A 24,656-nucleotide genomic window follows, 5' to 3' on the forward strand; every position below is an offset into this window, starting at 1 on the left:
GGGTCAAGCACCGGGTCAAGGCCACCGGATCAGGAGGACCGTTGCAGCAAATTGCGTGCCTGGCTGCCGATCTGCGCCAGTATGGCGGAGGAGACCGGTACGCTGGCCTGCGCGCGGGTGACTATCCGGCGGAACTGCTCGATCGCTCCGCTGTTGGCACCTGCCCATTTATCAATGCTGCTGCCAATATCGTCCCGGCCCTTGCGAGACTGGGCCTGACTGCGCAGGAAATCGAAGCGCATCTGCTGGAAATCGCGCGCCAGCCCCGCAACCAGCAGGCGTTCCCACGGATCGGACGGGTTCATCACCGAAGCGCGGGTCTGCGCCCAGTCGAGCCCCAGGCGGCTGCCCAGATCGACAAAGGCATTGGCCAGTTCCACCGGGTCCATCCGGCAGTCGCTGGCCAGCCGGGCCAGCCCGATAACGCCATCCTGCGCGAACAGCTCGGCCACCATATGCGCCAGCTTCACGGGCGATCCGGCTTCGATGAGCTGCGCGGAAATTGCCGTCACATGGCTGCGCGCCTCAACCCCCAGTGCATCATCCGCATGGGCCGAAAGATCCGCCACCATGGTGCCGATTTCAGCCTTGAGCTGCGAGGGAGGAATCTGGCAGCCGCCGGCCCTGAGCAGGTCCGCCATATGGCCGCGCAGGCCAAGTGCAGCCTGGTCAAACAGAGCCAGACGCGCGGCTTCGGGCATGGCAGCCTCGTCCAGCGCGCGCCAGATTGCATCCATGCCGATCAGGTCGCAGGCGGCGACAAAGGCACAGGCGACCTGGCTCAGGCCCACGCCTTCTTCCTCGGCCAGTTCGAAGGGATAGATCATGCCCATGCGGTTGACGATCTGGTTGGCCACGACCGTGCCGACAATTTCCTTGCGCAGGCGGTGGCTCAGGATCGCCTTGGGGAAGGCCTGCTGCAATTGCTCGGGGAAATCGCCCATCAGCAGCGGCTGTGCCGCCGCATCGTCTGCCAGCGCGCAGCCTTCCACCGCATCCTGCAACACCAGCTTGGCGTTGGACAGCAGGATGGCGAGTTCGGGACGGGTCAGGCCAAAGCCATCGCTGGCCCGGCGGGCAAGCACGTCACTTTCGGCCAGGCCCTCGGTGCGCCGGTCAAGATCGCCAATTTCCTCCAGCGTCTCGATCAGCCGCAGATGCGCGCCCATCGCCTGGGCCCCGCCCTGCTGGGCAATCGACAGGGCCAGAGCCTGCAGGCGGTTATCCTCCAGCACCAGCTCGCCCACCTGCGTGGTCATTTCCTGCAACAGGGCGTTGCGGCGTTCTTCGGACAGGCGACCGGCCTTGCGAGCGGCAGTGAGGGCGATCTTGATGTTCACCTCATTGTCCGAACAATCGACGCCTGCCGAATTGTCGATGAAATCGGTGTTGATGCGCCCGCCGCGCAGTGCGAATTCGATGCGGCCCGCCTGCGTCACACCCAGATTCGCGCCTTCGCCAATTGCCTTGGCGCGCACGTCGCGGGCGCTGACGCGCAGCCCGTCATTGGCCGGATCGCCCACTTCGGCATTCGTCTCGTTCTCGGCCTTGATGTAGGTGCCGATGCCGCCGAACCAGATCAGGTCGGCATGGCTCTTCAATATGGCCGAGATCAGGCTTTCGGGATCGAGCGCCTCTTCGGTGACGTCCAGCAGCGCGCGCGCCTGTTTTGACAACGGAATGCGCTTCATGCTGCGCGCAAAGACGCCGCCGCCCTTGGACAGCAGCTTGGCATCATATTCCGCCCAGCTGGATCGCGGCATGTCGAACAGCCGCTGGCGTTCCTTCCAGCTGACCGCCGGATCGGGATCGGGATCGATGAAGATATGGCGGTGATCGAAGGCTGCCACCAGCTTGATCGCCCTGGACAGCAGCATGCCATTGCCGAACACATCGCCCGACATATCGCCGCAGCCGACCACGCGGGTCGCCTCTGTCTGTACGTCCACGCCCATTTCCAGGAAGTGGCGCTGGACCGAAATCCACGCGCCGCGCGCGGTAATGCCCATGACCTTGTGGTCATATCCGTTCGACCCGCCGCTGGCGAAGGCGTCGCCCAGCCAGAAGCCCCGCTCCAGCGCGATGGCGTTGGCGGTGTCGGAGAAGCTGGCGGTGCCCTTGTCGGCGGCGACCACGAAATAGGGGTCCTCGCCGTCATGGATCACCACGTCCTGCGGGTGGATCACCTTGTCATCCACGATGTTGTCGGTGACGGACAGCAGCGTGCGGATGAACAGCTTGTAGCTCTCGCGCCCTTCCTCAAACCACGCATCGCGGTCGAGCGCGGGGTTGGGCAGGCGCTTGGGGTAAAAGCCGCCCTTGGCGCCGGTTGGCACGATCACCGCGTTCTTCACCCGCTGCGCCTTCATCAGGCCCAGAATCTCGGTGCGGAAATCGTCGCGCCGGTCGGACCAGCGAATGCCGCCGCGGGCAACCGGTCCGGCCCGCAGGTGAATGCCTTCCACGCGCCGCGAATAGACGAAGATTTCGCGCCATGGCACGGGCTTTGGCAGGCCGGGAACCTGCGAGGAATCGATCTTGAAGGCGAGCGCTTCGATCGCTGCCGGGGCGAACACATTGGTGCGCAGGACCGCACGCACAATCTGCCAGTAAAGGCGCAGGATGCGGTCATCGTTGATGGCGCCCACATCCACCAGCCCGGTGCGAATGGCGTCCTCTGCGGCCTCGCAGGCCTGTACGCGGTCGCCCTTGAAGGACGGATCGTGACTGGTGCGGAACAGCTGGATCAGCGCCCGGGTCACATCGGGCGCACGGGTCAGCGCGTTGACCACGGTGTAGATGGTGAAGGCGGTATTGGCCTGGCGCAGGTAGCGATAGAACGCGCGCAGCCATTCGGCTTCCTGCGCGGAAAGCGTGGTGGAAATGACCAGGCGGTTGAAGACATCGTCCTCCGCCCTCTCGTTCAGCACGCTGGTAATGGCCTGCTCGATCGCTTCCGCGCGTTCAAGCAGCGGGGCGCTCTGTTCGCCGGTCGGCATGCCGAGCAGGAAATCGTGGATCGTGCCGTGATCGTTACCGCCCAGCTTTGTGGGAATTTCGGACAGCACACGGAAACCGAAGTTCTCCAGCGCGGGCACCGCATCCGACAGCGGCAGCGATCCGCTGGTCTGGTAAATCTTCAGGCGCAGCTGGTCCGCCGCATCGCTTTCCAGCCGGTAGAGGCGGGCATCGCGGCCCAGTGGCTTTTGCGCATCCTCGCCGGCCATATGGCGCAGCCGTTCGATATCGCGGGCGGCCTCGATCGCGCCATAGGCGGCACGGTACGGGATCGGGAAACTGGCGGCATAGCGCAGCGCCAGCGCGGCGGCGCGGCTTGGCTCCTCCGTCTCGCCCAGCGCGGATTCCACCGCGTCACCCCAGCCGCGCAGCATATCCTGCAGGCGGGCATCGATAGCTGCTTCATCCGGCTCGAAATTCGCGCCGCGGGCATCGAGCACGAAGCGCAGCAGCGCCAGATTGCCGCCTTCCACCATCAGGCTCCAGTCGAGCGTGTGGGTGTGGGTGGTCTCTTCCAGCAGACCCTGGATCTGCAGGCGCACGGTGGTGGAGAGCATGTCGCGCGGCAACCAGACAAACGCGAACACATGCCTTTCCAGCGGTGCGGCGACGATGGCCACGCGCGGGCGCGGGCGATCGATCAGCGCCATCAGCGTGGTGGCGATCCGCAGCGTGTCATCCTCGGCAAAGCTGATGATCAGGTCATGCGGCAGCACGCTCAACGCATGGATCAGCGCCTTGTGATCGTGGCCGCCGGGCGTGAAGTTCAGCCGGTCCATGATCGATTTGAGTTGCTGGCGCATCACCGGCACGGTTTCCGGCGGGGAGGTCAGCGCGGCGCTGGTCCAGATGCCGGCATGGACCGACAGGGCAGCCACGCGTCCGTCCTCGAACAGCGGAACGATGAACAGGTCCAGCGGCACGCGGCGATGCACCAGGCTGAGCCGGTTGGCCTTGATGATCAGCGGCGAACGGCCCGGTGTGCCCTTGACCCCGTCGAACCAGGCAAAGGCGCGCTCATAAGTGGAATCGGCCAGCAATTCGTGCGCGCTCTTGCGGCAAATGCCCAGATGGCCCGATGTTGCTCCGTCGCGGCGGCGGACCAGATGGCCAAGCTGGGTCATCATGCCCCCGCCCAGCCAGCGCAGCAGCGCCGCGCCTTCGGCATCGCTCAGCCGGTCGGCATCGCTGGCAATGATCTCGCGCATTCTGGGCCAGTCGGCCACGGTCGCGCGGACATCGGCAATGGCGCTGTCCAGATCGGCCTGTACCGCGCGGCGTTCCTTCGCATCGATGCGGTCACATTCGATATAGACGAAGGATTCGTGCTTTTCGCCGGTGCCATTGCCCTGCGGCAATTCGGCCAGATTGCGGTTCGCGTCCCGCCGCACGGGCAGGATCGGATGGACCAGCCGGTCAATCGTCAATCCGCGCGCGGCAATGGCATGGGCAATCGAATCGACCAGGAAGGGCACGTCGCGATTGACGATGGCGATGCGGGTGAAGCGCTTCTCGCCACTGGCGGAGCGGATCAGGATGGAAGGCTTGCCATCGCCGCGATGTTGTGCGGCTTCCAGCAGGAACCGGGCGGCATCGTCGAGCGCCGGCCCATCCAGCGGCAGTTCGCCGGGAAGGATGGATCTGGCGATGCGATCGCGCAGGGTCTGCAACAGGACATCCTGCCCGGCCTGCTCACCCGTGCCGCTCTTTGCCGTGGAAACTGGTGCCTTGGCTTTTGCCATGTCCTGGCCCTTCTGTCTGGCCCTCTCCCGGGCCGTCTTATTGGTCTGATTGCCGGCAGGTCCGGCAGCTTGCCATGCCTCTACTATGCGCTCAGGGGCTTGGCACCCTTAAACTGGTAATTTGTGAAACCACTTAGATTCCCCGTTAGATTCCCCGGCTCATTTGGCAAGTGCGGCCCTGGCCAGCCGCAGCGATTCGCAGCGCGCCTCGGGATCGAATGTCGCGCCGGAGGTGATGATCTCATCCGCCTGCGTGCGCGCCACAAAGCGCCCGATCCGCTCGCGCACGGTTTGCGGCGAGCCGACTGCGCGCGCGGTGTCGAGCCGGTCCAGCATGGCGCGCGCGGACACCGGCAGGCTGTCGCGGTAACCGGGCACGGGCGGCGGCAGCTTGCCCGGATCGCCGGTGCGCAGGCGCACAAAGGACTGGTCCTGCGAACTGGCCAGATCCTGCGCCTCACGGTCCGTTTCGGCGCAGATCATCGTCATGGCGGCCATCACATGCGGCTTTTCCAGCGCCTCTGAAGGGCGGAAGTGGCTGCGATAGGTTTCCAGCGCGGCATCGAGGTGGTCGGGCGCGAAATGGCTGGCAAAGGCATAGGGCAGGCCCAGCCGCGCGGCCAGCTGCGCGCCAAACAGGCTGGAGCCGAGCATCCACAGCTCCACCTTTGCCCCAAGGCCCGGCGTGGCGGTGATCGGCAGATCGATGTCGCCGGTCAGCATGGCGCGCAGCTCGACCACGTCCTGCGGGAAATATTCGGCGTTCTGGTGCAAGTCCTTGCGCAGCGCCTGACCCAGTATCTGTCCGGCACCCGGCGCGCGGCCAAGCCCCAGGTCCACCCGGCCGGGAAACAGGCCGTCCAGCGTGCCGAACTGTTCTGCGATCACGAACGGGTTGTGATTGGGCAGCATGATCCCGCCCGCGCCGATGCGGATGGTGCTGGTGCAATGGCCGATATGCGCCAGCACCACCGACGTTGCGCCGCCTGCGATGCCCGGCGTTGCATGATGCTCCGCCACCCAGAAGCGCTTGTATCCGGCCTTGTCCGCCACTGCGGCCAGCTGGCCCGCCTGTGTCAGCGCCTGCGCGACATCGCTGCCTTCGCGAATGGGGACGAGATCGAGGACCGACAGGGGTATCATCGCGCGGGAGGTTCTCCATCCAGTTGCGCCAGATATGTCTGGGCGGTCATGGCTTCGGCGGTGCCGGGGGCAAGTGCAAGCACCGATTGCCAGCTGCTGCGTGCGGCATCGTCAAACCCGCCCAGCGCGGCGATCAGCCCGGCCTCCAGCCCGACAGCGGGGTTTTGCGGATCGAGCAGCGCGGCGGTGCGTATCCACCCCTGCGCCGCAGCAAGATCATCCATCCGCCGCGCCAGAGTGGCAGACAGCAGCCAGATGGCGCCTTCCTGCGGGGCCAGCTCGCGCGCCTGTTCAAGGACGGCGGCGGCCTCCTGATTGGAACCAAGCCCCACCAGCGCGCGGGCGCGATCGGTCGCCATTTGTCCTGCCAGCGGGTTATCGCCTGCTGCCAGCGCGTCTGCCTGCGCAGTGGCCAGCAACGGAGCGGCAGCGGCGAAGTCCTCCGCCCCCAATGCCGCATTTCCTGCCATGCCACCCAGCCTTGCGCGCCCGGCATGATCGGTTTCCGGCCGCGAATCGCGCGCGGCGATGAATGCCACGCGGGCGGAATCCCAGCGCAGCAGGCTCATATAGGCAAATCCCAGGCACTGCTGTGGATAGCTGAGGTCACCGCCATAGGTGCCTTCCATCCATTCCACCGCCGTGGTGATGGCGGTGGGCGGATCGCGGCGGGCCTGTGTCATGCAGGCGCGCAGCCGGTCTTCCTGCAATGTGAGTGGCTGGAGGGCAGGTGGCTGATGGATGAGCGGGGCCGAAGTCTGGGCGGCGGCCAGAAGCGTAAAGGCAAAGGCAATCATCAGCGCATGTCCGGATCAGCGTATCGATGCCGCCGTGCGCAGCAAAAGGGCGATATCCCCCTCACGCGACAAGCGGTGGTCGCCCCCCTTGACCAGCGTCACCTGCACATCGGGTGAACGCAGGGCTGCTGCCAGCCGCAGGGAGATTTCGACCGGCACGTCGCCGTCTTCCTGCCCGTGCAGCAGCCGCACCGGACAATCGAGCGGGATCTCATCCACCAGCTGCAACTGCTCCTGCCCATCGGCCCAGAAGGCGGCGTGGGTCGGGGTCGGGTCCGGGCCATAGGGATTGTCGCGCAGCACTGTGTGTCCCCCGGCCAGCCGCGCCTTTTCGCTATCGTCATAGCCCCAGCTGGTGAAATCCGGCGCTGCGGCGATGCCCACCAGGCCGGCGAGTCTGTCCTGCAACTGGCGGGCCGCCAGCAGCATCAGCCACCCGCCCATGGAAGAACCGACCAGCACCATCCGGTCACAGACGAGGGTCTGTTCTGCCAGACCGACCACTTCCTCGCACCAGCGGGACAAGGTGCCGTCGGCAAAATCGCCGGGGCTTTCCCCGCAACCCGAATAATCCAGCAACAGGCATTCGCGCCCGGCTGCGGTGCACCAGTCGAACAGCGCCGTCGCCTTGCTGCCGGCCATGTCGGACATGTATCCGGGCAGGAAGACCATGGCCGGGCCACTGCCCCGCACATGGCGCAAGGCAATTGTCCGGCCGGCGATATTCGTGTGGGCAAAATCCATATCGGCCATGACCAAATGAGTGAAAGCTTGGGCGCATCAATTCAAGTGAAATGCGCCCGCGCGCCGGGCACGGACATGGCCAGCTAGCGATTGCAGCGCGAATAGGCTGCTGCCATGAGGCACGGGCAATTGAAAAATCTGGATTATCGGGGGACATCCATGAACCGCATCGCATTTCTGCTGCTGACGCATGATGATCCCGCCATGACCGAACGCCTGTGCACCCGTCTGGCCCCGCACCGGGTGTTTGTGCATGTGGATGCCAAGGCCACCGGCTTCCCTGTCGAGCGGATCGAGGCCCTGGATAACGTCACCGTCATCAAGACGCGGGAAACGGTGTTCTGGGCAAGCTTCCCGATGGTGAAAGCCATTCTGGCGTTGATGCGCGCGGCTCTGGCAGACGGGGAGCAGTTCCTGCGCCTGATGCTGATATCGGGCACCTGCTATCCGGTTCGCCCGCTGGATGAACTGGTCCGGCACTTTGAAGAGAACCCCGGCCATCAGGATCTGGCCTTGGTCAAGGTGGCGCCAGGTTCGCATCTGGCAGGGCTTTCAGGCCGCCACTGGGCGCTTTCGCCAATGGTTTCATGGACCGCGCTGAAATCCCGTCCGGCGCTGGCCAGGGCGGACACCGCGCTGCGCAACTGGCGCAACCGCTTCGCCAAGCTGATCGGGCGGGATATCAGCCGGGAAATCGACCGCGCGATGTATTTTGGCAGCACCTGGTGGGCGATGACGCCTGACGCATGCCGGTTCGCGCTGGAGCAATCGGATCAGGAGCCGCGGCTGGCCAAGGCCTTCACTTCGGTCTGGGCTGCCGACGAACAATTCTTCCAGACGATCATGGGCAACTCTGCCTATGCACCGGCATGCGTGCCGGTCACTGACCGGGGGGGAGAGACGCTGTATGAGGCTCCGCTGCACTTCATTTACCCCACAGGCACCCGCGATTTCGGCAATACGGACAGCGATTTCGACATGATCCGCAACAGCGGAAAGTACTTCGCCCGCAAATTGACGAGCGCCCGCAACGCGCCACTGCTGGACAGGATCGACCGCGAGCTGCTCAATCCGGGGAGCTGATGGACGCCATTGCAGAGGCCGCATTCCCGGCATGCTGCGCTCCCGGGCGGGGAGTGCACGGCGCGCGGCCCGCGGGGGCTTGCCCCTTTCGCCGGATCGCACCATGTGCCATTGCGCCTGCAACCAGTTTGAACGGCTATTATCTCAATGACGAAGTACATCACGATTACCCTGCCCGACGGATCGTCGCGGCAAATGGAAGCAGGATCGAGCGCGGCCGACGTGGCAGCGGATATCGGTCCCGGCCTTGCCAAGGCGGCGCTTGCCGCCCGCATCAATGGTGAGCTGCGCGATCTCACCGCGCCTCTGCATGACGATGTGCAGCTGGCGCTGGTCACGTCGCGCGATGAGGCGGATGCGCTGGAACTGGCGCGGCACGATTATGCCCACGTGCTGGCAGAGGCTGTGCAGGCGCTGTGGCCCGGCACGCAGATCACCTTTGGCCCGGCCACCGATGACGGCTTTTACTATGACGTGATGGCGCCCGCCTCCCGCGAACCGTTCGGCATGGATGACCTGCCCGCGATCGAAGAGAAGATGCGCGAGATCATCAAGGCCGACAAGCCGCTGCGCCGTGAAGTGTGGAGCCGTGCCGACCTGATCAGGAAGTGGTCCGACGATGGCGAGCAGTTCAAGGCCGAATGGGCCGCTGAACTGCCCGAAGGCGAGGAGCTGTCGGTCTACTGGTCCGGCGATGCCAATGATCCCACGGCATGGATGGATATGTGCCGCGGGCCGCATCTGCCCTCTACCGGCAAGCTCGACCCGCAAGCCTTCAAGCTGATGCGCACCGCTGGCGCTTACTGGCGCGGCGACCAGAAGAATGCCCAGCTGACGCGCATCTATGGCACCGGCTGGCTCAACAAGAAGCAGCTGAACGAACATCTGATGCGGCTGGAGGAAGCCGCCAAGCGTGACCATCGCAAGCTGGGCCGAGAGATGGACCTGTTCCACCTGCAGGAAGAAGCGCACGGCAGCGTGTTCTGGCACCCGCACGGCTATCGCATCTGGCGCGAGCTGGAGGCCTATATGCGCCGCGCTATCGATGCCGCAGGCTATCTGGAAATCAAGACGCCGCAGGTGATGGATGCCCGCCAGTGGGAGAAATCCGGCCATTGGGGCAAATATCGCGAAAACATGTTCGTGATCCCGGACGAGGTTCCCAACACCGAGGATGAAGGCCCGATTGTCTCCGACGCCGCCGAATGGATGGCGCTCAAGCCGATGAACTGCCCGGCGCATGTGCAGGTCTTCAAGCAGGGCATCACCTCCTATCGCGACCTGCCGCTGCGGCTGTATGAGAACGGCTGCTGCCACCGGAACGAGCCGCATGGCGCGCTGCACGGACTGATGCGCGTGCGCCAGTTCACGCAGGACGATGCGCATATCTTCTGCCGCGAAGACCAGATCGTGGAGGAGGTGCGCAAGTTCTGCGAGCTGGCCGATCGGATCTATGCCGACTTCGGGTTCACCTATTCGATCAAGCTGGCGCTGCGCCCGGATCAGCGATTCGGCTCCGATGAGGACTGGGACAAGGCCGAGGCCGAGCTGCGCCAGGCGGTTGTCGATGCCGGCATGGCCACGGAAGAATTCGGCTGGGAAGAACTGCCCGGCGAAGGCGCGTTCTATGCGCCCAAGCTGGAATGGCACCTGACCGATGCCATCGGCCGCACCTGGCAGGTGGGCACGATCCAGTCCGACCGCGTTCTACCCGAACGTCTCGACGCCACTTATGTGGCAGAGGATGGCTCGCGCCAGCGCCCGGTCATGCTGCACCGGGCGATCTTCGGATCGTATGAGCGGTTCATCGGCATTCTGATCGAGCATTTTGCCGGCAAGCTGCCGGTGTGGATCGCTCCGGTTCAGGCGGTGGTGGCCACCATCGTTTCGGACGCGGACGATTATGCGAAGGACGTGGCGGCCCGGCTGGAAGCGGCGGGCATTCGCGCCGATACCGATCTGCGTAACGAGAAGATCAACTACAAGGTGCGCGAGCATTCCGTGGCCAAGGTCCCCTATATGCTGGTGGTCGGCAAGCGAGAGGCGGAAGAGGGCACGATTGCGCTTCGGACGCTGGGTGAGAAGGAGCAGAAGTTCCTTTCGCTGGAGGAGGCGATTGCCCTGCTGACCAGCGCCGCAACGCCGCCCGACCAGCTGGCGGACTAAGGCACGGGCGATCTTTCACGATCTGCCGCCAGAAGCATCGGCCCTCGCCATTGCTGCAGGGCGGGGCCAGGCGCGTGGTGGTTGTGGGCGGCGACTATGGCAGCACTGTTGATGCTGGGTTGAAGCTGGGCGGAATTTGAGCGGAAGCTGACTGAGCGTTCGCCCGCAGACCGGAGCGGTTTAGAAAGGCAGAGCCTGACCCGCTGCGACCAGCGCGCTGCCGCAAATCACCACAATGGAAAGGCGCGCGGCTTCGATGCTGCGCGCTGCAATCTGGCGGGTGTGGGCAATGGTCTTGCTCATCCCGCCCTTCTGGCCTGCAGATGCTAATGAATCGTTAAACCACCGCCGGAACGTGGCAGCTGCAACAGTGGAAACTGCCGCCGCCGGTCAGCACCGCATCGGCGCGCAGGCCCACAGCGGAGCGGCCGGGGAACAGCGCGCCAATGGCCGCCACCGCCAGATCGTCCTGCGCCGAGCCATAGGTTGGCACCACCACCACATCATTGGCGATGACGAAATTCATGTAGCTGGCAGGCTCCACATCGTCGCCCTGCCCCATCGCGCCGGGAGACGGAATGCGCGCGACCTCCAGCCCGAAGGCGGCGGCCCGTGCGGCGGCATCGTCATAGGTTGCGGCGTTGGGATCGTCGCTGCCAGTGGCCACCGGAATGGCAATCCTGCCCGGCGCCACGAAGCGCGCAAGATTATCGACATGGCCGTCGGTATGATCGCCCAGCAGTCCGTTGCCGAGCCACAGGATGCGATCGAAGCCGAGGTCCCGCTGCAAGCGCATGGCAATCTGCTCGCGCGTCAGCTGTGGGTTGCGATTGGGATTGAGCAGGCATTGCTCGGTCGTCACCACCAGCCCGCTGCCATCGCTGTCAATCGCGCCGCCTTCCAGGATCCAGTCAGCCTTGGCGCTCTCCAGCCCGCCTGCCTGCGCCAGCGAGAGGCCCGTTTCCTGATCGCCCTCCAGCAGATACTTTCCGCCCCAGCCATTGAAGCCGAAGCGCTGCGCAAAGCGCCGGCCATTGCCCAGCAGGGCCACCGGGCCGGTGTCGCGCACCCAGATGTCGCCATAGGGGTGCTGCTCGAAAATCACCGATCCATGCGCCAGCTTTCGCGCGGCGGCCTCGCTGGCGTCGTCTCGCACCACCAGTCGCACCTGCTGCCCGGTTTCGGCAATGGCATTGGCGAAAGCGGCCACCTGTTCCTGTGCGGGGGCAAGGTCGTCCTCCCACAAATCGGCGGCGGCCGGGAAGCCGATCCAGATCCAGTCCTGCTTGGCCCATTCGGCCGGCATCAGCATGGTCATGATTCTCGGCATCCTCCAGACGGTACAATTTGCGCATATCACGCGGAAAGCGTGCGCGCGCTGTGGCAAAGCGCGCGGCAAGCTGCAAGCTTGGGCCTTGCCCTTGGCGCCGATGCAATGCACTTCGCCTGTCATGCAAGGTGACTGGACAAATGCCATAGAGCGTGCGCGCGGCCATTCGCCCTTCCTTTCGCTCGCGCTGCAACGGCGGCCCGATCTGGCCGATCTGCTGGGCCGGGGGGAGGCGGATGCCGCCTTTTCTGCCATTGTCGGCCAGCATCATGACGATGTGGGCGTTGCCCTGCGGCGGGAACGGCTGGGTCTGGCGCTGGTGCTGGGGATCGGCGACCTTGCGGGCCATTATTCGCTGACCAGGGTGATGGGCGAATTGTCCGGCTTTGCCGATCGTGCGCTGGATACCGCCATCACCGCTGCCATCGCCCGGCGCGTGCCCGATGCTTCGCCCCAGGGCTTCTGCGCCATCGCTCTTGGCAAGCAGGGTGCAGGCGAACTGAACTACAGCTCCGACATAGACCCGATTCTGCTGTTCGATCCCGATCTGCTGCCGCGCCGGGAGCGTGACGATCCGGGCGAGGCGGCGCAGCGTTATGCCCGCCATGTGGTGGAGCTGCTGGCCCACCAGACCGGGGAGGGATACGTCTTTCGGGTGGACTTGCGGCTGCGCCCGGCGTCCGAAGTCAGCCCGCTGGCGATCTCCTTCGCCGCAGCGCTCAGCCATTATGAAAGTTCAGCGCTGGCGTGGGAGCGGGCGGCCTATATTCGTGCGCGCGCCGCGGGCGGAGATATTGCCGCGGGTGAGCATTTTCTCGACCAGATCCGCCCGTTCGTGTGGCGGCGCAGCCTCGATTTCACCGCGATTGAGGAAATCCGCCGCCTGACCGCGCGCATCCGCCAGGCCTATGACGGCCCGCGCCAGCCGGGGCCGGGCTTTGATCTCAAGCGCGGGCGCGGCGGGATTCGGGAGATCGAATTCTTCGCCCAGACGCACCAGCTGATCTATGGCGGACGGCAGCCTTCGCTGCGCCTGCGCGGCACCCGTGCGGCGCTGGATGCGCTGGCGGCGGAAGGGCTCATCTCCACCGATGATGCCGCCATGCTGGGCACTGCCTATGACCGGCTGCGCATTGTCGAACACCGGTTGCAGATGGTCGATGACCGGCAGACGCATGAACTGCCCGGCGATGTTGCGGCCATCGACAATGTGGCCCGGCTGGACGGGCTGGCGGACGGTGCGGCGCTGATTGCCGAACTGCGCGAAATCTGCGCGCAGGTGGCTGATCGTTATGGCCAGTTGCTGGGCGAGGATGAGGCCGGGCGGGCGAACGGCAAGGAAAAGCCTGAAGGCGAGATCCCCGCCGACTTCCTGGCGCGGGTCGATGTCTGGCAGGATACCATTCGCGCCCTGCGCGGGGAGGAAGCGCGCCTGGCGCTCACAGCCATCCTGCCCGATCTGTATGAGGCGTTTTCCAACGCGCCCGATCCGCAGCGGGCAATGGTGCGCTGGGAAACCCTTTTGGCACATTTGCCAACTGCAATTAACCTGTTCCGCCTGTTCGAACAAAGGCCGGGCCTGCTTGGACAGGTGCTCGCCGCGCTGACACTGGCTCCGCCGCTGGCAGACGCACTGTCGCGCCGGCCCGAGCTGCTCGATGCGCTGATCGATACCAGCGCGTTTGACCTGCCGCCCCCTGTGGCGGACCTCGCCGCGCGCATGGCCAGCTGCGAGGATGACGATTACGAATCGCGGCTGGACCAGATCCGGCAGGTGGTTGGGGAAGAACGTTTTGCCCTGGGCGTGCAGCTGATCGAAGCGCGCCATGACCCGCTCGACATTGCCGAAGGCCTGTGCCGTGTGGCTGAAGCGGCGCTGCTGACCGGGGCCGGGGCGGCGATTGGCGAATTCGAGGCCAAGCATGGACGCGTGGGATCGAGTGAGCTGGTGGTGCTGGGGCTTGGGCGGCTGGGCGGCGGCGCGCTGACGCATGCCTCGGACCTCGACCTGGTCTATCTGTTCGATGGCGAAATCGGCGACGAGTCCGACGGGCCGCGCCCGCTCACCGCGTCGCTCTATTTCAACCGCCTCGCCACCCGTGTCACCGCAGCGCTCAGCGTGCCCACGGCGGAGGGCGCATTATACGAAATCGATACCCGCCTGCGCCCGCAGGGCAATCAGGGCCCGCTGGCAGTCAGTCTGGAGAGCTTCGCCCTGTATCAGCGGGAAAGCGCGTGGACATGGGAACACATGGCCCTGTGCCGCTCCCGCCCCTTGCTCGGTTCTCCCGCCGCGCGGGCGAAATTGCAGGCAATTATCAGGGACGTGCTCGAAGCTCCGCGTGATGCAGACACGCTGCGCGCAGACGTACTCAAGATGCGCGGCGACATTGCCGCCCACAAGCCGCCGCGCGGGCTGCTGGATGTCAAATTGCAGCGCGGCGGACTGGTTGATTGCGAGTTCCTCGTCCATTTCCTGCAGTTGCGTGAAGGCATGGCGTTTGATCCTGCGCTGGAAGTGGCGATCGGCCAGCTGGCAGGCGCTGGCCACCTGCCCGCGGATTTCGCCGCCCACCATGCCGCTCTTACCCGGCTGCTTGTTTCGGCACGGCTGCTGGCCCCGGATGGCACCGAGCCACCGCCCGCAGCCGGTATTGCACTTGCCCGCGCATGCCGTGAAGAGAGCTTCGCAGACCTGCTGCGCAGCATGACCGTGGCCCGTCAGGCCATCGCGGCGCAATGGGAACGGCATTTCGGTGAGAAACTGGAGATCGAATGATGAGTGAACACCCTGATGTGGGCGACATGATGCCCGATATCGCCATGGCAACCCCCGACGGCGCAAGCGTGAAGCCATCGGATTTTGCGGGCAACCCGCTGGTAATGTTCTTCTATCCCAAGGATGACACGCCCGGCTGCACCACCGAAAACAAGGATTTCAGCGCGCTGAAGGGTGAATTCGATGCCGCTGGCGTGGCGCTGTTGGGGATCAGCAAGGACCCGCCGGCAAGGCACCAGAAATTTGCCGCCAAGCACGATCTGACCGCTCCGCTGGCATCCGATACGCCCGCAGAAGGCCCTGCCGGTATTGCCGATGCACTGGGTATCTGGACCGAAAAGAGCATGTATGGCCGCACCTATATGGGCATGATGCGCACCACTTATCTGGTGGATGCCAGCGGCAAGATCGCCAGGGTGTGGAACAAGGTGAAGGTCAAGGGCCACGCGCAGGAAGTGCTGGATGCCGCCAGGGCGCTGGCTGGCTGAGCAGCATGCCGGACCTCTCGAATGCGATTCGCAGCGCCCTGCTGACCGGCGAATCGCTGGCCAAGGTCAAGGCGACCCGAAGACTGGTGCGCCAATGGCGGCGGGGTGAACTGGCCACTGGTTTTCGCGCGGACATGCCCGATCGGCCCTGCTGGCCAGAGCGGCTGGAACTCCTGCCACCCGGCCAGATGCCCCGGCGCGGCGGCGGCGGATCGGACCGCAACAGGATCGCCCTGTGGCATTCGCTGGCGCATATCGAATTCGTGGCGATCGATCTGGCGCTGGACATCGTCGGCCGGTTCGGCGCCGGGATGGATCAGGCCTTCATCGCGGATTTCCTCTCGGTCGCCGCCGATGAAGCGATGCACTTCGTGCTGATAGAGCGAAAACTGCGCACGCTGGGCGCAAGCTATGGCGATCTGCCGGTGCATGATGGCCTGTGGAGCGCGGCATTCGATACGCGCCACGATGTCGCCGCCCGTCTCGCCATCGTGCCCATGGTGCTGGAGGCGCGCGGGCTTGATGTAACGCCCGCCATGATAGAGCGCGTGCGCAGCCAGGGCGATTCGGGCGGCGCGCGAATCCTCAAACGAATCCTTGACGACGAAATCCGCCACGTCCGCGCGGGATCAACCCATTTTGACGCGGTTTGCGCCTCAAGGGGCTCAGAACCGCAGGAATGCTGGAAAATTTTGGTGAAGCGTCACTTCAAAGGCGGTTTGAAACCGCCATTCAACGACTCGGCGCGTCTTGCAGCCGGTCTGTCGCGGGAAGCCTACACCGCGCTTGCGTGATTAACCTTCACCCGCTTACCAACACAATCAAGAGCGGGCCAAAAGGTTCCGCAGGAAGTTCAAAATCTGCCCGGACGGGGTTCCTGCAAAGGAAAAAGGGGTCCGGAATGAGGCGAACGGCATCGCAAGATGTTCGAAAACCAAAAGGGATCGCATGATCATCAAGTCAGCAATCGGACTCGTCGCAAGTCTGTTCATCGGGGCAACACCTGCCCTGGCAAAGGACGCAGCGATTTCCACGCAGGTCGCCAGCTCCATCGAAACAGCCAGCGACGGCATTACTGACAATGGCGACAACGAATTCCGTGAACTCTTCTCCAGCTGGGAAGCTCTTGACGATGGCGGCCGCGTCAATGCCGCCGGCCTGATCACTCCTGCTCCGCACAGCAGCGTTTCTGTCCCTTCTCGCATGCCGGTTGACGGTGTGCGGCTGACCAGCGGCTACGGAATGCGCAATCACCCGATCCTGAGCCAGCGCCGCCAGCATAATGGCGTGGACCTGGCCGCACCCAGCGGTACGCCGGTCTTTGCGACGGCTGATGGCCTTGTGGGCCGCGCCGAATATTACGGTTCCTATGGCAATTACGTGCAGATCGAGCACGGCGGCGATCTTGAAACCCGTTATGCCCATCTGTCATCCTACACCGTCAGCGCTGGTGACGAGGTCAACAAGGGCGACCTGATCGGCTATATCGGCAGCACTGGCCGTTCGACCGGCCCGCACCTGCATTATGAAGTGCGGGTTGAAGGTGAAGCGGTGAATCCCATTCCCTACATGGTCGCTCAATACGCAGAGCTGGACCAGGGCGAAGGCGGACGGGGCGGCCCCGAATAACGCAAGATACAATTTGCGCATGAAAAAGCCGGCAGGTCACCCTGCCGGCTTTTTCGTATCTGGTGCGTATGTGGTTCGCAACTGGCCGGATTTTCACATCCGAAGTGCGGACGATGACCCCCGGATCAGCGTTTCAGCAGACGCTCGGCAATGCGGCGGACTTCCTCGCCCATGTCTTCGCGTTCCAGCGCCAGAGCCAGCGTCGCTTCCACAAAGCCGGCCTTGCTGCCGCAATCGAACCGCCTGCCGTTGAAGGTCACCGCGTGGAACGGCTGGTGGCCGATCATCCGCGCCATGGCGTCTGTCAGCTGGATTTCCCCGCCGGCGCCCTTGCCCTGATTTTCCAGCGTCCGCATGACATCGGGTTGCAGGATGTAGCGCCCTGAGATGATCTTGTTCGATGGTGCCTGATCGACGGGCGGCTTCTCCACCAGGCCCAGCACTTCCGTCAGCGCGCCTGACACGGCGCCCGGATCGATCACGCCATAGCTGGAGACTTCCTCGCGCGGGACTTCGAGCACAGATATCAGATTGCCGCCAACTTCGTTATAGGCATCCACCATCTGCTTCATGCAGCCAGGCGTGCCTACCATCAGTTCATCGGGCAGCATGATGGCGAAGGGTTCATCGCCCACGATCGCCCGCGCGCACCAGATGGCATGGCCCAGCCCAAGCGGCACTTGCTGGCGAACGGTGATGATGTCGCCGGGTGTGGCGCGGGTGGCTTCCAGCACGTCGAGCGACTTGCCGCGTTCGCTCATCGTGCTTTCAAGTTCATATGCGACGTCGAAATGCTCGACGATGGCGGTCTTGCCGCGCCCGGTGACGAAGATCATCTGCTCGATCCCCGCCTCGCGCGCCTCGTCCACGGCATATTGAATCAGCGGCCTGTCAACGATGGGCAGCAGCTCTTTCGGGATCGCCTTGGTCGCCGGCAGGAAGCGGGTGCCAAGCCCAGCAACGGGGAACACGGCTTTGCGGATCGGTTTCTTTTCGCTCATGCACAATCCAATAGTTAGGCGGCAACCATGCGGTCAACCGCAATTGTCACCCGTTTCAGACAGATAGGCGCTTCAACAAATGAGGAACTTTGAACCTTCCCGGCTTTCGTTCGTTGTGACACCAGAAAGGAAGGATAGATATGTCTCTACTAAGAACTGTTACGCTCGGCGTGCTGGGCTTTCTGGGCTACAAATATTACCATATGCAGACCGGCAAGCAGAATGAAGCATTTGCCGAAGGTCAGGCAGGTGGTGAGAATACCACGCAGGTGCGCGATGCCGGCCCGGAGGCCATGGCAGACCCACCGGTGCGCGAATGGACCAAGGTGGATGAGCAGGGCGACGAAAGCTTCCCCGCCAGCGATCCGCCGGCGAATTACTGATCGTCTGATTGCTGCAGGCAGGCCGTACTCGCCTGCTTCACCGTGAGATCGGATTCGAAAAGGAGTTGGCCGTGGAAAATTCCGCACAAAATCCATCACGATATGGCAAATTCTTCGCCATGATCGCCACGTCCGGTGTGCTGATGTACGCGCTGATGTACCTGAACACCTATGCGCTGGATCACGTCTTCTTCAGCCAGACCCGGCTGTGGATGACGATGATCATGGTCGCCGCAATGGCGGTGGTCATGCTCACCTTCATGCGCGGCATGTATCGGCACAAGCCGACCAATCTGGCCATTTATGCCGGGTCATTGCTGCTGTTTGGCATGTCGGTCGGGCTAGTGCGCAGCCAGAGCACCGTAGGCGACATTTCCTATATGAAGGCGATGATTCCGCACCATTCCATCGCCATCCTTACCAGCCGCCGGGCGCATATCAGCGATCCGCGCGTGCGCGACCTCGCCAACAATATCATCGAGGCGCAGGTGCGGGAAATTGACGAGATGAAAGCTCTGATCGCCGATATCGAGGCAAATGGCGACGCGCCGGGACAGCTCGCCCCCGTAAGCTAGGTCATCAATCCGGACTACGCCCGCTGCTGGCCAGCCACAGCCTGATGGCACTGGCGAGGCCGGGCGGGTTTTCCGCCACGATCCGCTCCGCATCGATCCGCGCGACCAGCGCGTTTACCGGCAGGCCTTCAGCCTCGGCAGCCTCGCGCAGCAGGTTCCAGAAAAATGGCTCAAGGCTGATCGAGGTCTTGTGACCGGCGATCTCTACCGAGTGCTTGACCGGCGGATGATAGATGTCTTCCACCGGTCAGGCCGATCAGTACATGTGCTGGCCGCCGTTGATCGACAGCGTCGATCCGGTGACGAATCCGGCGTCTTCAGAGGCCAGGAAGCTCACCCCGCGGGCGATTTCCTCGGCATGGCCAAGACGGCCGACCGGGATCTTGGCGACGATCTTTTCCAGCACGTTCTCAGGAACTGCGGCCACCATCTCCGTGTCGATATAGCCGGGTGCGATGGCATTGACGGTGATCCCGGCGCGCGCGCCTTCCTGTGCCAGCGCCTTGGTAAAGCCGTGGATGCCGCTCTTTGCAGCAGCGTAGTTGACCTGGCCATATTGCCCGGCCTGTCCGTTGATGGAACCGATGTTGACGATCCGGCCCCACTTCTGGTCGCGCATGTGCGGGAAGCAGGCCTTGGCCATGTTGAAACAGCCACCCAGATTGACGCGCAGGACTTCGGTCCAGTCGTCATAGCTCATCTTCATCAGCGTGCCGTCGCGGGTGATGCCGGCATTGTTGACCAGCACGTCAATCGGGCCAACTTCCTCGGCAATGCGTGCGCAGGCGGCCTGGGTTGCGTCATAATCACCGACATTGAACTTGTAGGCCGGAATGCCCGTTTCATCGGTGAAGGCGCGCGCCTTTTCCTCATTACCGGCGTAATTGGCGACCACGGTGAAACCATCGCGCTTGAGCGTTTCAGATATGGCCCGGCCAATTCCTCTTGTCCCACCGGTAACAACTGCGACACGTGCCATTATCATTTCCCTTTCAAAGTCAGATGATCGAGTGATTGCATCGTTCTTAGGCGGCGCATGGTCGCCTGGTAAAGAAAAACCCCGCCGAAGCGGGGCTTTGCCAGTCCAGAACAGCCGCGCCGTTCCGGAACAGGTGCGATCAGAAGCGGAACTGCGTTCCGATATAGACTGCCTGGCTATCCTGCTGATCAATGCTGGGAAGCGATGACAGGCGGTCACGCTCCTGCTGGTAACGCACGCCAGCGGTAACATCGATGTTGCGGGTCAGGCGGTAGCTGCCTGCCACATCGAGCGACTGGTCCGTCAGCGCATCAAATGTCTGCGGTGCGGGGCGCGATGCGCGCTGTTCTTCGGCCAGGGCGATGCGTGCGGCAAACCGGCTAGGCGTTTCGCGAACACCGGGTGACGGTTCAAACTGCGAAAGATCCGGGATGGCGGCATCGGTCAGCGCGGGCGCAAGGACCGGAGCCTGCGCGAAGCTGTGATAGCCGCGGGCAAGGCCCAGATTGTAACGCGTCTGGGCAACACGCGGGGTGGCTTCTGCCACCGCCTGTTCACGCACGGAAGCGATTGCCGAGCGGACGGAAATCGCCTTCGCCGATTCTTCATCGACGCGTACTGCCACGGTGATGGCGCGATCGCTGTTGCCGGTCACGCCTGCGGGGGTGAAGCGCTTCATGCGGGCCTTGCCGCCGCTGCGCGATTCGATCATTTCGATCAGGCGCGGGTCGGAAATGGCGGGCGTGAAGGACGCAAAACTCTTCATCGATACGTCATCAGACCCATCGTTGAGCAGGTTCACGGCGAAGACGGCACTGGGAATGGCAAGCGCAAGGGCTGCCCCGGCAATGCCGGCAGCCAGTCGGCTCCTGAAGCCAGATGAAGCAATCTTGCTCACGCGATCAGCCTCTTTTCCCCAATAGACCCTGTCCATAGACACGCAGGAAACTGAATGGTTCCTTAGCGCATGCCCGCCGAGTCTCTTCTCCGATTCGGATATGTAATCCTGCCGCCGGGCTTTGACCAGCGCATCGCACGAAAGCCATGCTGTTTTTTCAGAGTGTTGCAGCCGGTCCACAGACTCGCGCCGGACCCGCGTTCACATTAAGCAGGGGTTCACTGTCGAAGTCCGTTATACGCCACTGCAATCGTGGGTGAGATTTCGCTTCGCCTTGCCGCAGGCGGCTGGCTGTTTATAGAGGCGCTTTATCCGTGCTGCGTCTTGCAGGCTTTGAGTACAGGACCAAGAATGGCTTTTTCCAATATCCGCATGGCTTCATCCGGCAATCCGCTGTTGTCTCGCGCCCTGCGCGCAATGGTGCTTGGCGGGCTTGCGCTCGGCGTAGCCGGCTGCGGCGGGGGCGATGAACGTCCGCGCGCCGACCTTGCCGCATCGCAGGTGACGCAGATCGGCGTGAATTCCTATCTGTGGCGCGCCAGTCTGGAGACCTTGTCGTTCATGCCGCTGACGCAGGCGGATAGTGCTGGCGGCGTTATCGTCACCGACTGGTATGCCAATCCCGATAGTCCGGAAGAGCGGGTGAAGGTTTCTGTCTCCATCCTCGATCAGGATCTGCGCGCCGATGCCTTGCGCGTCGCCGCCAGCCGCCAGGTGCTGCAGAACGGTGTCTGGGTGGAAGCCACGGTTCAGGCAGCCACGGTGCAGCGGCTGGAGGACATCATCCTCACCAAGGCGCGCGACTTGCGCCGTTCCGCTATCGGCTGATCCGCAACCCGCAGGATTTTTACATGACTACAACGCGTTTCGATGTCCGGTTTGATGCCGGGCAGGCTGACTCTCGCTGGCAAAAGGCGTGGGACGAGGCGCGCTGTTTCGAAGCTGACAGCAACTCCGCCAGGCCCAAGAGCTATGTGCTGGAGATGTTTCCCTATCCCAGCGGCCGCATCCACATCGGCCATGTGCGCAATTACACCATGGGTGACGTGCTGGCGCGCTACAAGGCGATGCGCGGGTTCGAAGTGCTGCACCCGATGGGCTGGGACGCATTCGGCATGCCGGCGGAAAACGCCGCGATGGAAAAGGGCGTTCACCCGGCCGGCTGGACCTATGACAATATCGCCGCGATGAAGGCCCAGCTCAAGCAGCTGGGCTTTGCGCTGGACTGGAGCCGCGAGCTGGCGACATGCGATCCCGAATATTACGGGCATGAGCAATCGCTGTTCATCGATCTGTACGAGGCGGGGCTGGTCTATCGCCGTGAAAGCGCGGTCAACTGGGACCCGGTCGACATGACCGTGCTGGCCAACGAACAGGTGATCGACGGGCGCGGCTGGCGTTCGGGTGCGGAAGTTGAGAAGCGCAAGCTGAACCAGTGGTTCCTCAAGATCACCCAGTTCGCTGACGAACTGCTCGACGGTCTGGGCACGCTGAAGAACTGGCCCGACAAGGTCCGGCTGATGCAGGAAAACTGGATCGGCAAGAGCAAGGGCCTGCGCTGCACCTTCCATTTCGTTGACAGCACGCAAGGGATCGAGGTGTTCACCACCCGGCCTGATACGATGTTCGGCGCCAGTTTCGTGGCCATTGCTGCCGATCATCCCTTCGCGCAGGAACAGGCCAGGCACGTTCCCCGGCTGGCGGAATTCATTGCCGAGTGCAAGCGCGGCGGCACCACTGCGGCGGAACTGGAAACGGCTGAAAAAATGGGCTTTTTCACCGGTTATTCGGTGGAGCACCCGCTGTCGAAGAACTGGCACCTGCCCGTCTATGTCGCCAATTTCGTGCTGATGGACTATGGCACCGGGGCCGTATTCGGCTGTCCGGCACACGATCAGCGCGATCTCGATTTCGCGCGCAAGTACGAATTGCCGGTTACCCGCGTGGTGGCCGATGGCGACCAGACCGAAGCCGAATTCCGCGGCGATGAGGCCTATACCGGTCCGGGCCGAATCGTGAATTCGGAATGGCTCAGCGGCATGAGCGTGGACGAGGCCAAGGCTGCGGTGATCGCCAAGGCCCAGCACGATGGCTGGGGGCAGGGTGAGACGCAGTACCGCCTGCGCGACTGGGGCGTTTCCCGCCAGCGTTACTGGGGCACGCCTATTCCCTTCATCCATTGCGATGCCTGCGGCGTGGTGCCCGTGCCCAAGGACCAGCTGCCGGTGAAACTGCCCGAGGATGTCGACTTTTCCGTCCCCGGCAATCCGTTGCAGCGCCATGCCACATGGAAGCACGTGGAGTGCCCCATATGTGGCGGCAAGGCAGAGCGGGAGACCGATACGCTCGACACGTTCGTCAATTCCAGCTGGTATTTCCTGCGCTTCGCCAGCCAGCCGGCGGACAAGCCCTTCGATGCGGCCGAAGTCGCCAAGTGGATGCCGGTTGAGCAATATATCGGCGGGATCGAACATGCGATCCTGCACCTGCTCTATGCCCGCTTCTGGACCCGCGCGCTGGCGCATGTCGGCCTGATCGACGTGACCGAGCCGTTCGCTTCGCTGTTCACGCAGGGCATGGTCACGCATGAGACTTATTCCCGCAGGGACGGGCCGCGAGAACTCTATTTCAGCCCCGCCGAAGTTGACCGCAGCAGCGATGGCGCGATCCTCAAGGCCGATGGCCAGCCGGTGGAAATCGGCAAGGTCATCAAGATGTCCAAGTCGAAGAAGAACGTCGTCGATCCGGAGGATATCATCGCCCAGTACGGTGCCGATGCCGTGCGCTGGTTCATGCTGTCCGACAGCCCGCCAGAGCGCGACCTGCCGTGGTCCGAAAGCGGGATCGAAGGCTGTGGCCGCTTCGTCCAGCGCCTGTGGCGGCTGTTCGGCCAGTATCAGGATGGCGCGACGGGTGAGGACAGGAAGCTGGCGCAAAAGACGCACCAGACCATTGCCGCCGTGGCGCAGGATATTGAAGCCCTGGCCTTCAACAAGGCCGTGGCGCGCATTTATGAGCTGACTTCCGCTGCCGAAAAGGCTGCAGACTCGGCATCGCGGAATGAGGCGATTCGCACGATCCTGCTGCTGGTGTCCCCGATGATGCCGCATCTTGCCGAAGAGGGCTGGGAAGCGCTGGGAGGCAACGGTCTGGCTGCCGAGGCAGACTGGCCGCAGGTGGACGAGGCTCTGCTGGTGGAGGACGAGGTTACCATCGCCATCCAGCACATGGGCAAGCTGCGCGATACGATCACCGCCGCCAAGGGCCTGCCCAGGGAAGAGCTGGAGGCGCTTGCACTGGCGAGCGAGAAGGTCCAGCGTTCGATCGATGGAGCGCAAGTGCGAAAGGTGATCGTGGTGCCCGACAGGCTGGTGAATATCGTCACGTGATGCATGCGCTGCGCCTTGCCCTGGCTGTGGCCCTGCTTCCGGCGCTGTCTGCGTGCGGCCTGCGCCCGATCTATGCCGGCGGCGCACAGGGCGCGGTTGCGCAGGGACTGGCTGCGGTCGAGGTGTCTCCGGTTGCGGGCCGCGAAGGCTGGCTGGTGCGCAATGCGCTGATTGACCGGCTGGGCCAGGGCGGAGCCAATACCGCGCCGCGCTATCGTCTTGATATATTGCTGGATGACCAGCTTGAAGGGCTGGGGCTGCTGACTGATGATACCATCGGGCGGGAGCGGCGCACCCTGCGTGCCCGCTATCAGCTGGTCGATCTTGCCAGCGGCGTGGTGATGGTGGACGCCACAGCGGGCTCGGACGCAGGCATCGATGTCGTCTCGTCCGAATATGCCACCATTGCGGCGGAAGAGCGCGCGCTCGAAAATCTCGCCCAGCAGGTAGCGGACAGGATCGTGACGCGCCTGACGCTGGCGCTCAGCGCGCAATCGTAAGGTTGATGGGCG

21 protein-coding genes are annotated in these 24,656 nt (G+C 63.7%); 11 read left to right on the forward strand and 10 right to left on the reverse strand.

Features of this window, described 5'->3' with window-relative positions:
• Window positions 1–29 precede the first annotated feature (29 nt).
• The 4 genes from ABDZ98_RS01400 to ABDZ98_RS01415 all read right to left on the reverse strand — a co-directional run bounded on the left by ABDZ98_RS01400 (window position 30) and on the right by ABDZ98_RS01415 (window position 7,444).
• Window positions 30–4,760, reverse strand: coding sequence for an NAD-glutamate dehydrogenase (locus tag ABDZ98_RS01400; RefSeq protein WP_160590673.1), 4,731 nt, complete (start codon window positions 4,758–4,760; stop codon window positions 30–32).
• Between the two features lie 159 nt (window positions 4,761–4,919).
• On the reverse strand, window positions 4,920–5,903 hold the full coding sequence (locus ABDZ98_RS01405; RefSeq protein ID WP_160590672.1) for an LLM class flavin-dependent oxidoreductase: 984 nt from the start codon (window positions 5,901–5,903) through the stop codon (window positions 4,920–4,922).
• Window positions 5,900–6,700: a tetratricopeptide repeat protein gene (locus ABDZ98_RS01410; protein ID WP_160590671.1), complete on the reverse strand. Its 801-nt coding sequence runs from the start codon at window positions 6,698–6,700 to the stop codon at window positions 5,900–5,902. Before ABDZ98_RS01410 ends, ABDZ98_RS01405 begins: the two co-directional genes overlap by 4 nt.
• 15 nt (window positions 6,701–6,715) lie before the next feature.
• Window positions 6,716–7,444, reverse strand: a complete 729-nt coding sequence (locus ABDZ98_RS01415; RefSeq protein ID WP_419866766.1) for an alpha/beta fold hydrolase — start codon at window positions 7,442–7,444, stop codon at window positions 6,716–6,718.
• Window positions 7,445–7,603: 159 nt separating this feature from the next.
• Between ABDZ98_RS01415 and ABDZ98_RS01420 the strand changes: the two genes are divergently transcribed.
• Window positions 7,604–8,527 (forward strand): beta-1,6-N-acetylglucosaminyltransferase, encoded by a 924-nt coding sequence (locus ABDZ98_RS01420; protein ID WP_160590669.1) that lies wholly within the window; start codon window positions 7,604–7,606, stop codon window positions 8,525–8,527.
• A 147-nt stretch (window positions 8,528–8,674) separates the two neighbouring features.
• A complete protein-coding gene (gene thrS, locus ABDZ98_RS01425) occupies window positions 8,675–10,693 on the forward strand; it encodes a threonine--tRNA ligase (RefSeq protein WP_160590668.1) in 2,019 nt (672 codons plus the stop codon).
• A gap of 180 nt (window positions 10,694–10,873) precedes the next feature.
• Here thrS and ABDZ98_RS01430 read toward each other — a convergent pair whose 3' ends face one another.
• Window positions 10,874–10,996 carry a hypothetical protein gene (locus ABDZ98_RS01430; RefSeq protein ID WP_272916785.1) on the reverse strand — a complete coding sequence of 41 codons (123 nt, stop codon included), beginning with the start codon at window positions 10,994–10,996 and terminating at the stop codon, window positions 10,874–10,876.
• A gap of 34 nt (window positions 10,997–11,030) precedes the next feature.
• The gene (locus ABDZ98_RS01435; RefSeq protein WP_160590667.1) at window positions 11,031–12,011 is read right to left on the reverse strand and encodes an agmatine deiminase family protein; all 981 of its coding nucleotides are present in this window, start codon (window positions 12,009–12,011) and stop codon (window positions 11,031–11,033) included.
• A gap of 133 nt (window positions 12,012–12,144) precedes the next feature.
• Between ABDZ98_RS01435 and glnE the strand changes: the two genes are divergently transcribed.
• The 4 genes from glnE to ABDZ98_RS01455 all read left to right on the forward strand — a co-directional run bounded on the left by glnE (window position 12,145) and on the right by ABDZ98_RS01455 (window position 16,919).
• Window positions 12,145–14,802, forward strand: a complete 2,658-nt coding sequence (gene glnE / locus ABDZ98_RS01440; protein ID WP_160590666.1) for a bifunctional [glutamate--ammonia ligase]-adenylyl-L-tyrosine phosphorylase/[glutamate--ammonia-ligase] adenylyltransferase — start codon at window positions 12,145–12,147, stop codon at window positions 14,800–14,802.
• A complete protein-coding gene (locus tag ABDZ98_RS01445; protein WP_160590665.1) occupies window positions 14,802–15,290 on the forward strand; it encodes a peroxiredoxin in 489 nt (162 codons plus the stop codon). Before glnE ends, ABDZ98_RS01445 begins: the two co-directional genes overlap by 1 nt.
• Before the next feature lie 5 nt (window positions 15,291–15,295).
• Window positions 15,296–16,084, forward strand: a complete 789-nt coding sequence (locus ABDZ98_RS01450; RefSeq protein ID WP_160590664.1) for a ferritin-like domain-containing protein — start codon at window positions 15,296–15,298, stop codon at window positions 16,082–16,084.
• A 154-nt stretch (window positions 16,085–16,238) separates the two neighbouring features.
• Complete coding sequence (locus tag ABDZ98_RS01455) at window positions 16,239–16,919, forward strand: M23 family metallopeptidase (protein ID WP_160590663.1); 681 nt, start codon at window positions 16,239–16,241, stop codon at window positions 16,917–16,919.
• 125 nt (window positions 16,920–17,044) lie between these two features.
• Here ABDZ98_RS01455 and galU read toward each other — a convergent pair whose 3' ends face one another.
• On the reverse strand, window positions 17,045–17,920 hold the full coding sequence (gene galU / locus ABDZ98_RS01460) for a UTP--glucose-1-phosphate uridylyltransferase GalU (protein ID WP_160590662.1): 876 nt from the start codon (window positions 17,918–17,920) through the stop codon (window positions 17,045–17,047).
• 140 nt (window positions 17,921–18,060) lie between these two features.
• On the opposite strand from galU, the gene ABDZ98_RS01465 reads away from it, so the two are divergent.
• On the forward strand, window positions 18,061–18,303 hold the full coding sequence (locus ABDZ98_RS01465) for a hypothetical protein (protein WP_160590661.1): 243 nt from the start codon (window positions 18,061–18,063) through the stop codon (window positions 18,301–18,303).
• Window positions 18,304–18,422: 119 nt separating this feature from the next.
• Window positions 18,423–18,878, forward strand: a complete 456-nt coding sequence (locus ABDZ98_RS01470) for a DUF305 domain-containing protein (protein ID WP_160591105.1) — start codon at window positions 18,423–18,425, stop codon at window positions 18,876–18,878.
• Between the two features lie 4 nt (window positions 18,879–18,882).
• Here the strand turns inward: ABDZ98_RS01470 and ABDZ98_RS01475 are convergent, their stop codons facing one another.
• The 3 genes from ABDZ98_RS01475 to ABDZ98_RS01485 all read right to left on the reverse strand — a co-directional run bounded on the left by ABDZ98_RS01475 (window position 18,883) and on the right by ABDZ98_RS01485 (window position 20,755).
• The gene (locus ABDZ98_RS01475; RefSeq protein WP_160590660.1) at window positions 18,883–19,122 is read right to left on the reverse strand and encodes a ribbon-helix-helix domain-containing protein; all 240 of its coding nucleotides are present in this window, start codon (window positions 19,120–19,122) and stop codon (window positions 18,883–18,885) included.
• 12 nt (window positions 19,123–19,134) lie between these two features.
• A complete protein-coding gene (gene phbB, locus ABDZ98_RS01480) occupies window positions 19,135–19,857 on the reverse strand; it encodes an acetoacetyl-CoA reductase (RefSeq protein ID WP_160590659.1) in 723 nt (240 codons plus the stop codon).
• Between the two features lie 139 nt (window positions 19,858–19,996).
• Window positions 19,997–20,755 (reverse strand): hypothetical protein, encoded by a 759-nt coding sequence (locus ABDZ98_RS01485; RefSeq protein WP_160590658.1) that lies wholly within the window; start codon window positions 20,753–20,755, stop codon window positions 19,997–19,999.
• Window positions 20,756–21,172: 417 nt separating this feature from the next.
• On the opposite strand from ABDZ98_RS01485, the gene ABDZ98_RS01490 reads away from it, so the two are divergent.
• The 3 genes from ABDZ98_RS01490 to lptE are packed head-to-tail and all read left to right on the forward strand — an operon-like array spanning window position 21,173 to window position 24,644.
• Entirely contained in the window at window positions 21,173–21,583 is a 411-nt protein-coding gene (locus ABDZ98_RS01490; protein ID WP_160591103.1) for a DUF3576 domain-containing protein, read from the forward strand.
• A gap of 23 nt (window positions 21,584–21,606) precedes the next feature.
• Complete coding sequence (gene leuS, locus ABDZ98_RS01495) at window positions 21,607–24,144, forward strand: leucine--tRNA ligase (RefSeq protein WP_160590657.1); 2,538 nt, start codon at window positions 21,607–21,609, stop codon at window positions 24,142–24,144.
• Window positions 24,144–24,644, forward strand: a complete 501-nt coding sequence (gene lptE / locus ABDZ98_RS01500; RefSeq protein WP_160590656.1) for an LPS assembly lipoprotein LptE — start codon at window positions 24,144–24,146, stop codon at window positions 24,642–24,644. Before leuS ends, lptE begins: the two co-directional genes overlap by 1 nt.
• Window positions 24,645–24,656 lie beyond the last annotated feature (12 nt).

The organism is Alteraurantiacibacter aestuarii (genome assembly GCF_039523595.1).
GTDB lineage: Bacteria > Pseudomonadota > Alphaproteobacteria > Sphingomonadales > Sphingomonadaceae > Alteraurantiacibacter > Alteraurantiacibacter aestuarii.

Coding starts and splice junctions, on each gene's coding strand:
- ABDZ98_RS01400 (WP_160590673.1), bottom strand. CDS start 4,760: ATGGCAAAAGCCAAGGCACCAGTTTCCACGGCAAAGAGCGGCACGGGT.
- ABDZ98_RS01405 (WP_160590672.1), bottom strand. CDS start 5,903: ATGATACCCCTGTCGGTCCTCGATCTCGTCCCCATTCGCGAAGGCAGC.
- ABDZ98_RS01410 (WP_160590671.1), bottom strand. CDS start 6,700: ATGATTGCCTTTGCCTTTACGCTTCTGGCCGCCGCCCAGACTTCGGCC.
- ABDZ98_RS01415 (WP_419866766.1), bottom strand. CDS start 7,444: ATGGATTTTGCCCACACGAATATCGCCGGCCGGACAATTGCCTTGCGC.
- ABDZ98_RS01420 (WP_160590669.1), top strand. CDS start 7,604: ATGAACCGCATCGCATTTCTGCTGCTGACGCATGATGATCCCGCCATG.
- thrS (WP_160590668.1), top strand. CDS start 8,675: ATGACGAAGTACATCACGATTACCCTGCCCGACGGATCGTCGCGGCAA.
- ABDZ98_RS01430 (WP_272916785.1), bottom strand. CDS start 10,996: ATGAGCAAGACCATTGCCCACACCCGCCAGATTGCAGCGCGCAGCATC.
- ABDZ98_RS01435 (WP_160590667.1), bottom strand. CDS start 12,011: ATGACCATGCTGATGCCGGCCGAATGGGCCAAGCAGGACTGGATCTGG.
- glnE (WP_160590666.1), top strand. CDS start 12,145: ATGCAAGGTGACTGGACAAATGCCATAGAGCGTGCGCGCGGCCATTCG.
- ABDZ98_RS01445 (WP_160590665.1), top strand. CDS start 14,802: ATGAGTGAACACCCTGATGTGGGCGACATGATGCCCGATATCGCCATG.
- ABDZ98_RS01450 (WP_160590664.1), top strand. CDS start 15,296: ATGCCGGACCTCTCGAATGCGATTCGCAGCGCCCTGCTGACCGGCGAA.
- ABDZ98_RS01455 (WP_160590663.1), top strand. CDS start 16,239: ATGATCATCAAGTCAGCAATCGGACTCGTCGCAAGTCTGTTCATCGGG.
- galU (WP_160590662.1), bottom strand. CDS start 17,920: ATGAGCGAAAAGAAACCGATCCGCAAAGCCGTGTTCCCCGTTGCTGGG.
- ABDZ98_RS01465 (WP_160590661.1), top strand. CDS start 18,061: ATGTCTCTACTAAGAACTGTTACGCTCGGCGTGCTGGGCTTTCTGGGC.
- ABDZ98_RS01470 (WP_160591105.1), top strand. CDS start 18,423: ATGATCGCCACGTCCGGTGTGCTGATGTACGCGCTGATGTACCTGAAC.
- phbB (WP_160590659.1), bottom strand. CDS start 19,857: ATGGCACGTGTCGCAGTTGTTACCGGTGGGACAAGAGGAATTGGCCGG.
- ABDZ98_RS01490 (WP_160591103.1), top strand. CDS start 21,173: ATGGTGCTTGGCGGGCTTGCGCTCGGCGTAGCCGGCTGCGGCGGGGGC.
- leuS (WP_160590657.1), top strand. CDS start 21,607: ATGACTACAACGCGTTTCGATGTCCGGTTTGATGCCGGGCAGGCTGAC.
- lptE (WP_160590656.1), top strand. CDS start 24,144: ATGCATGCGCTGCGCCTTGCCCTGGCTGTGGCCCTGCTTCCGGCGCTG.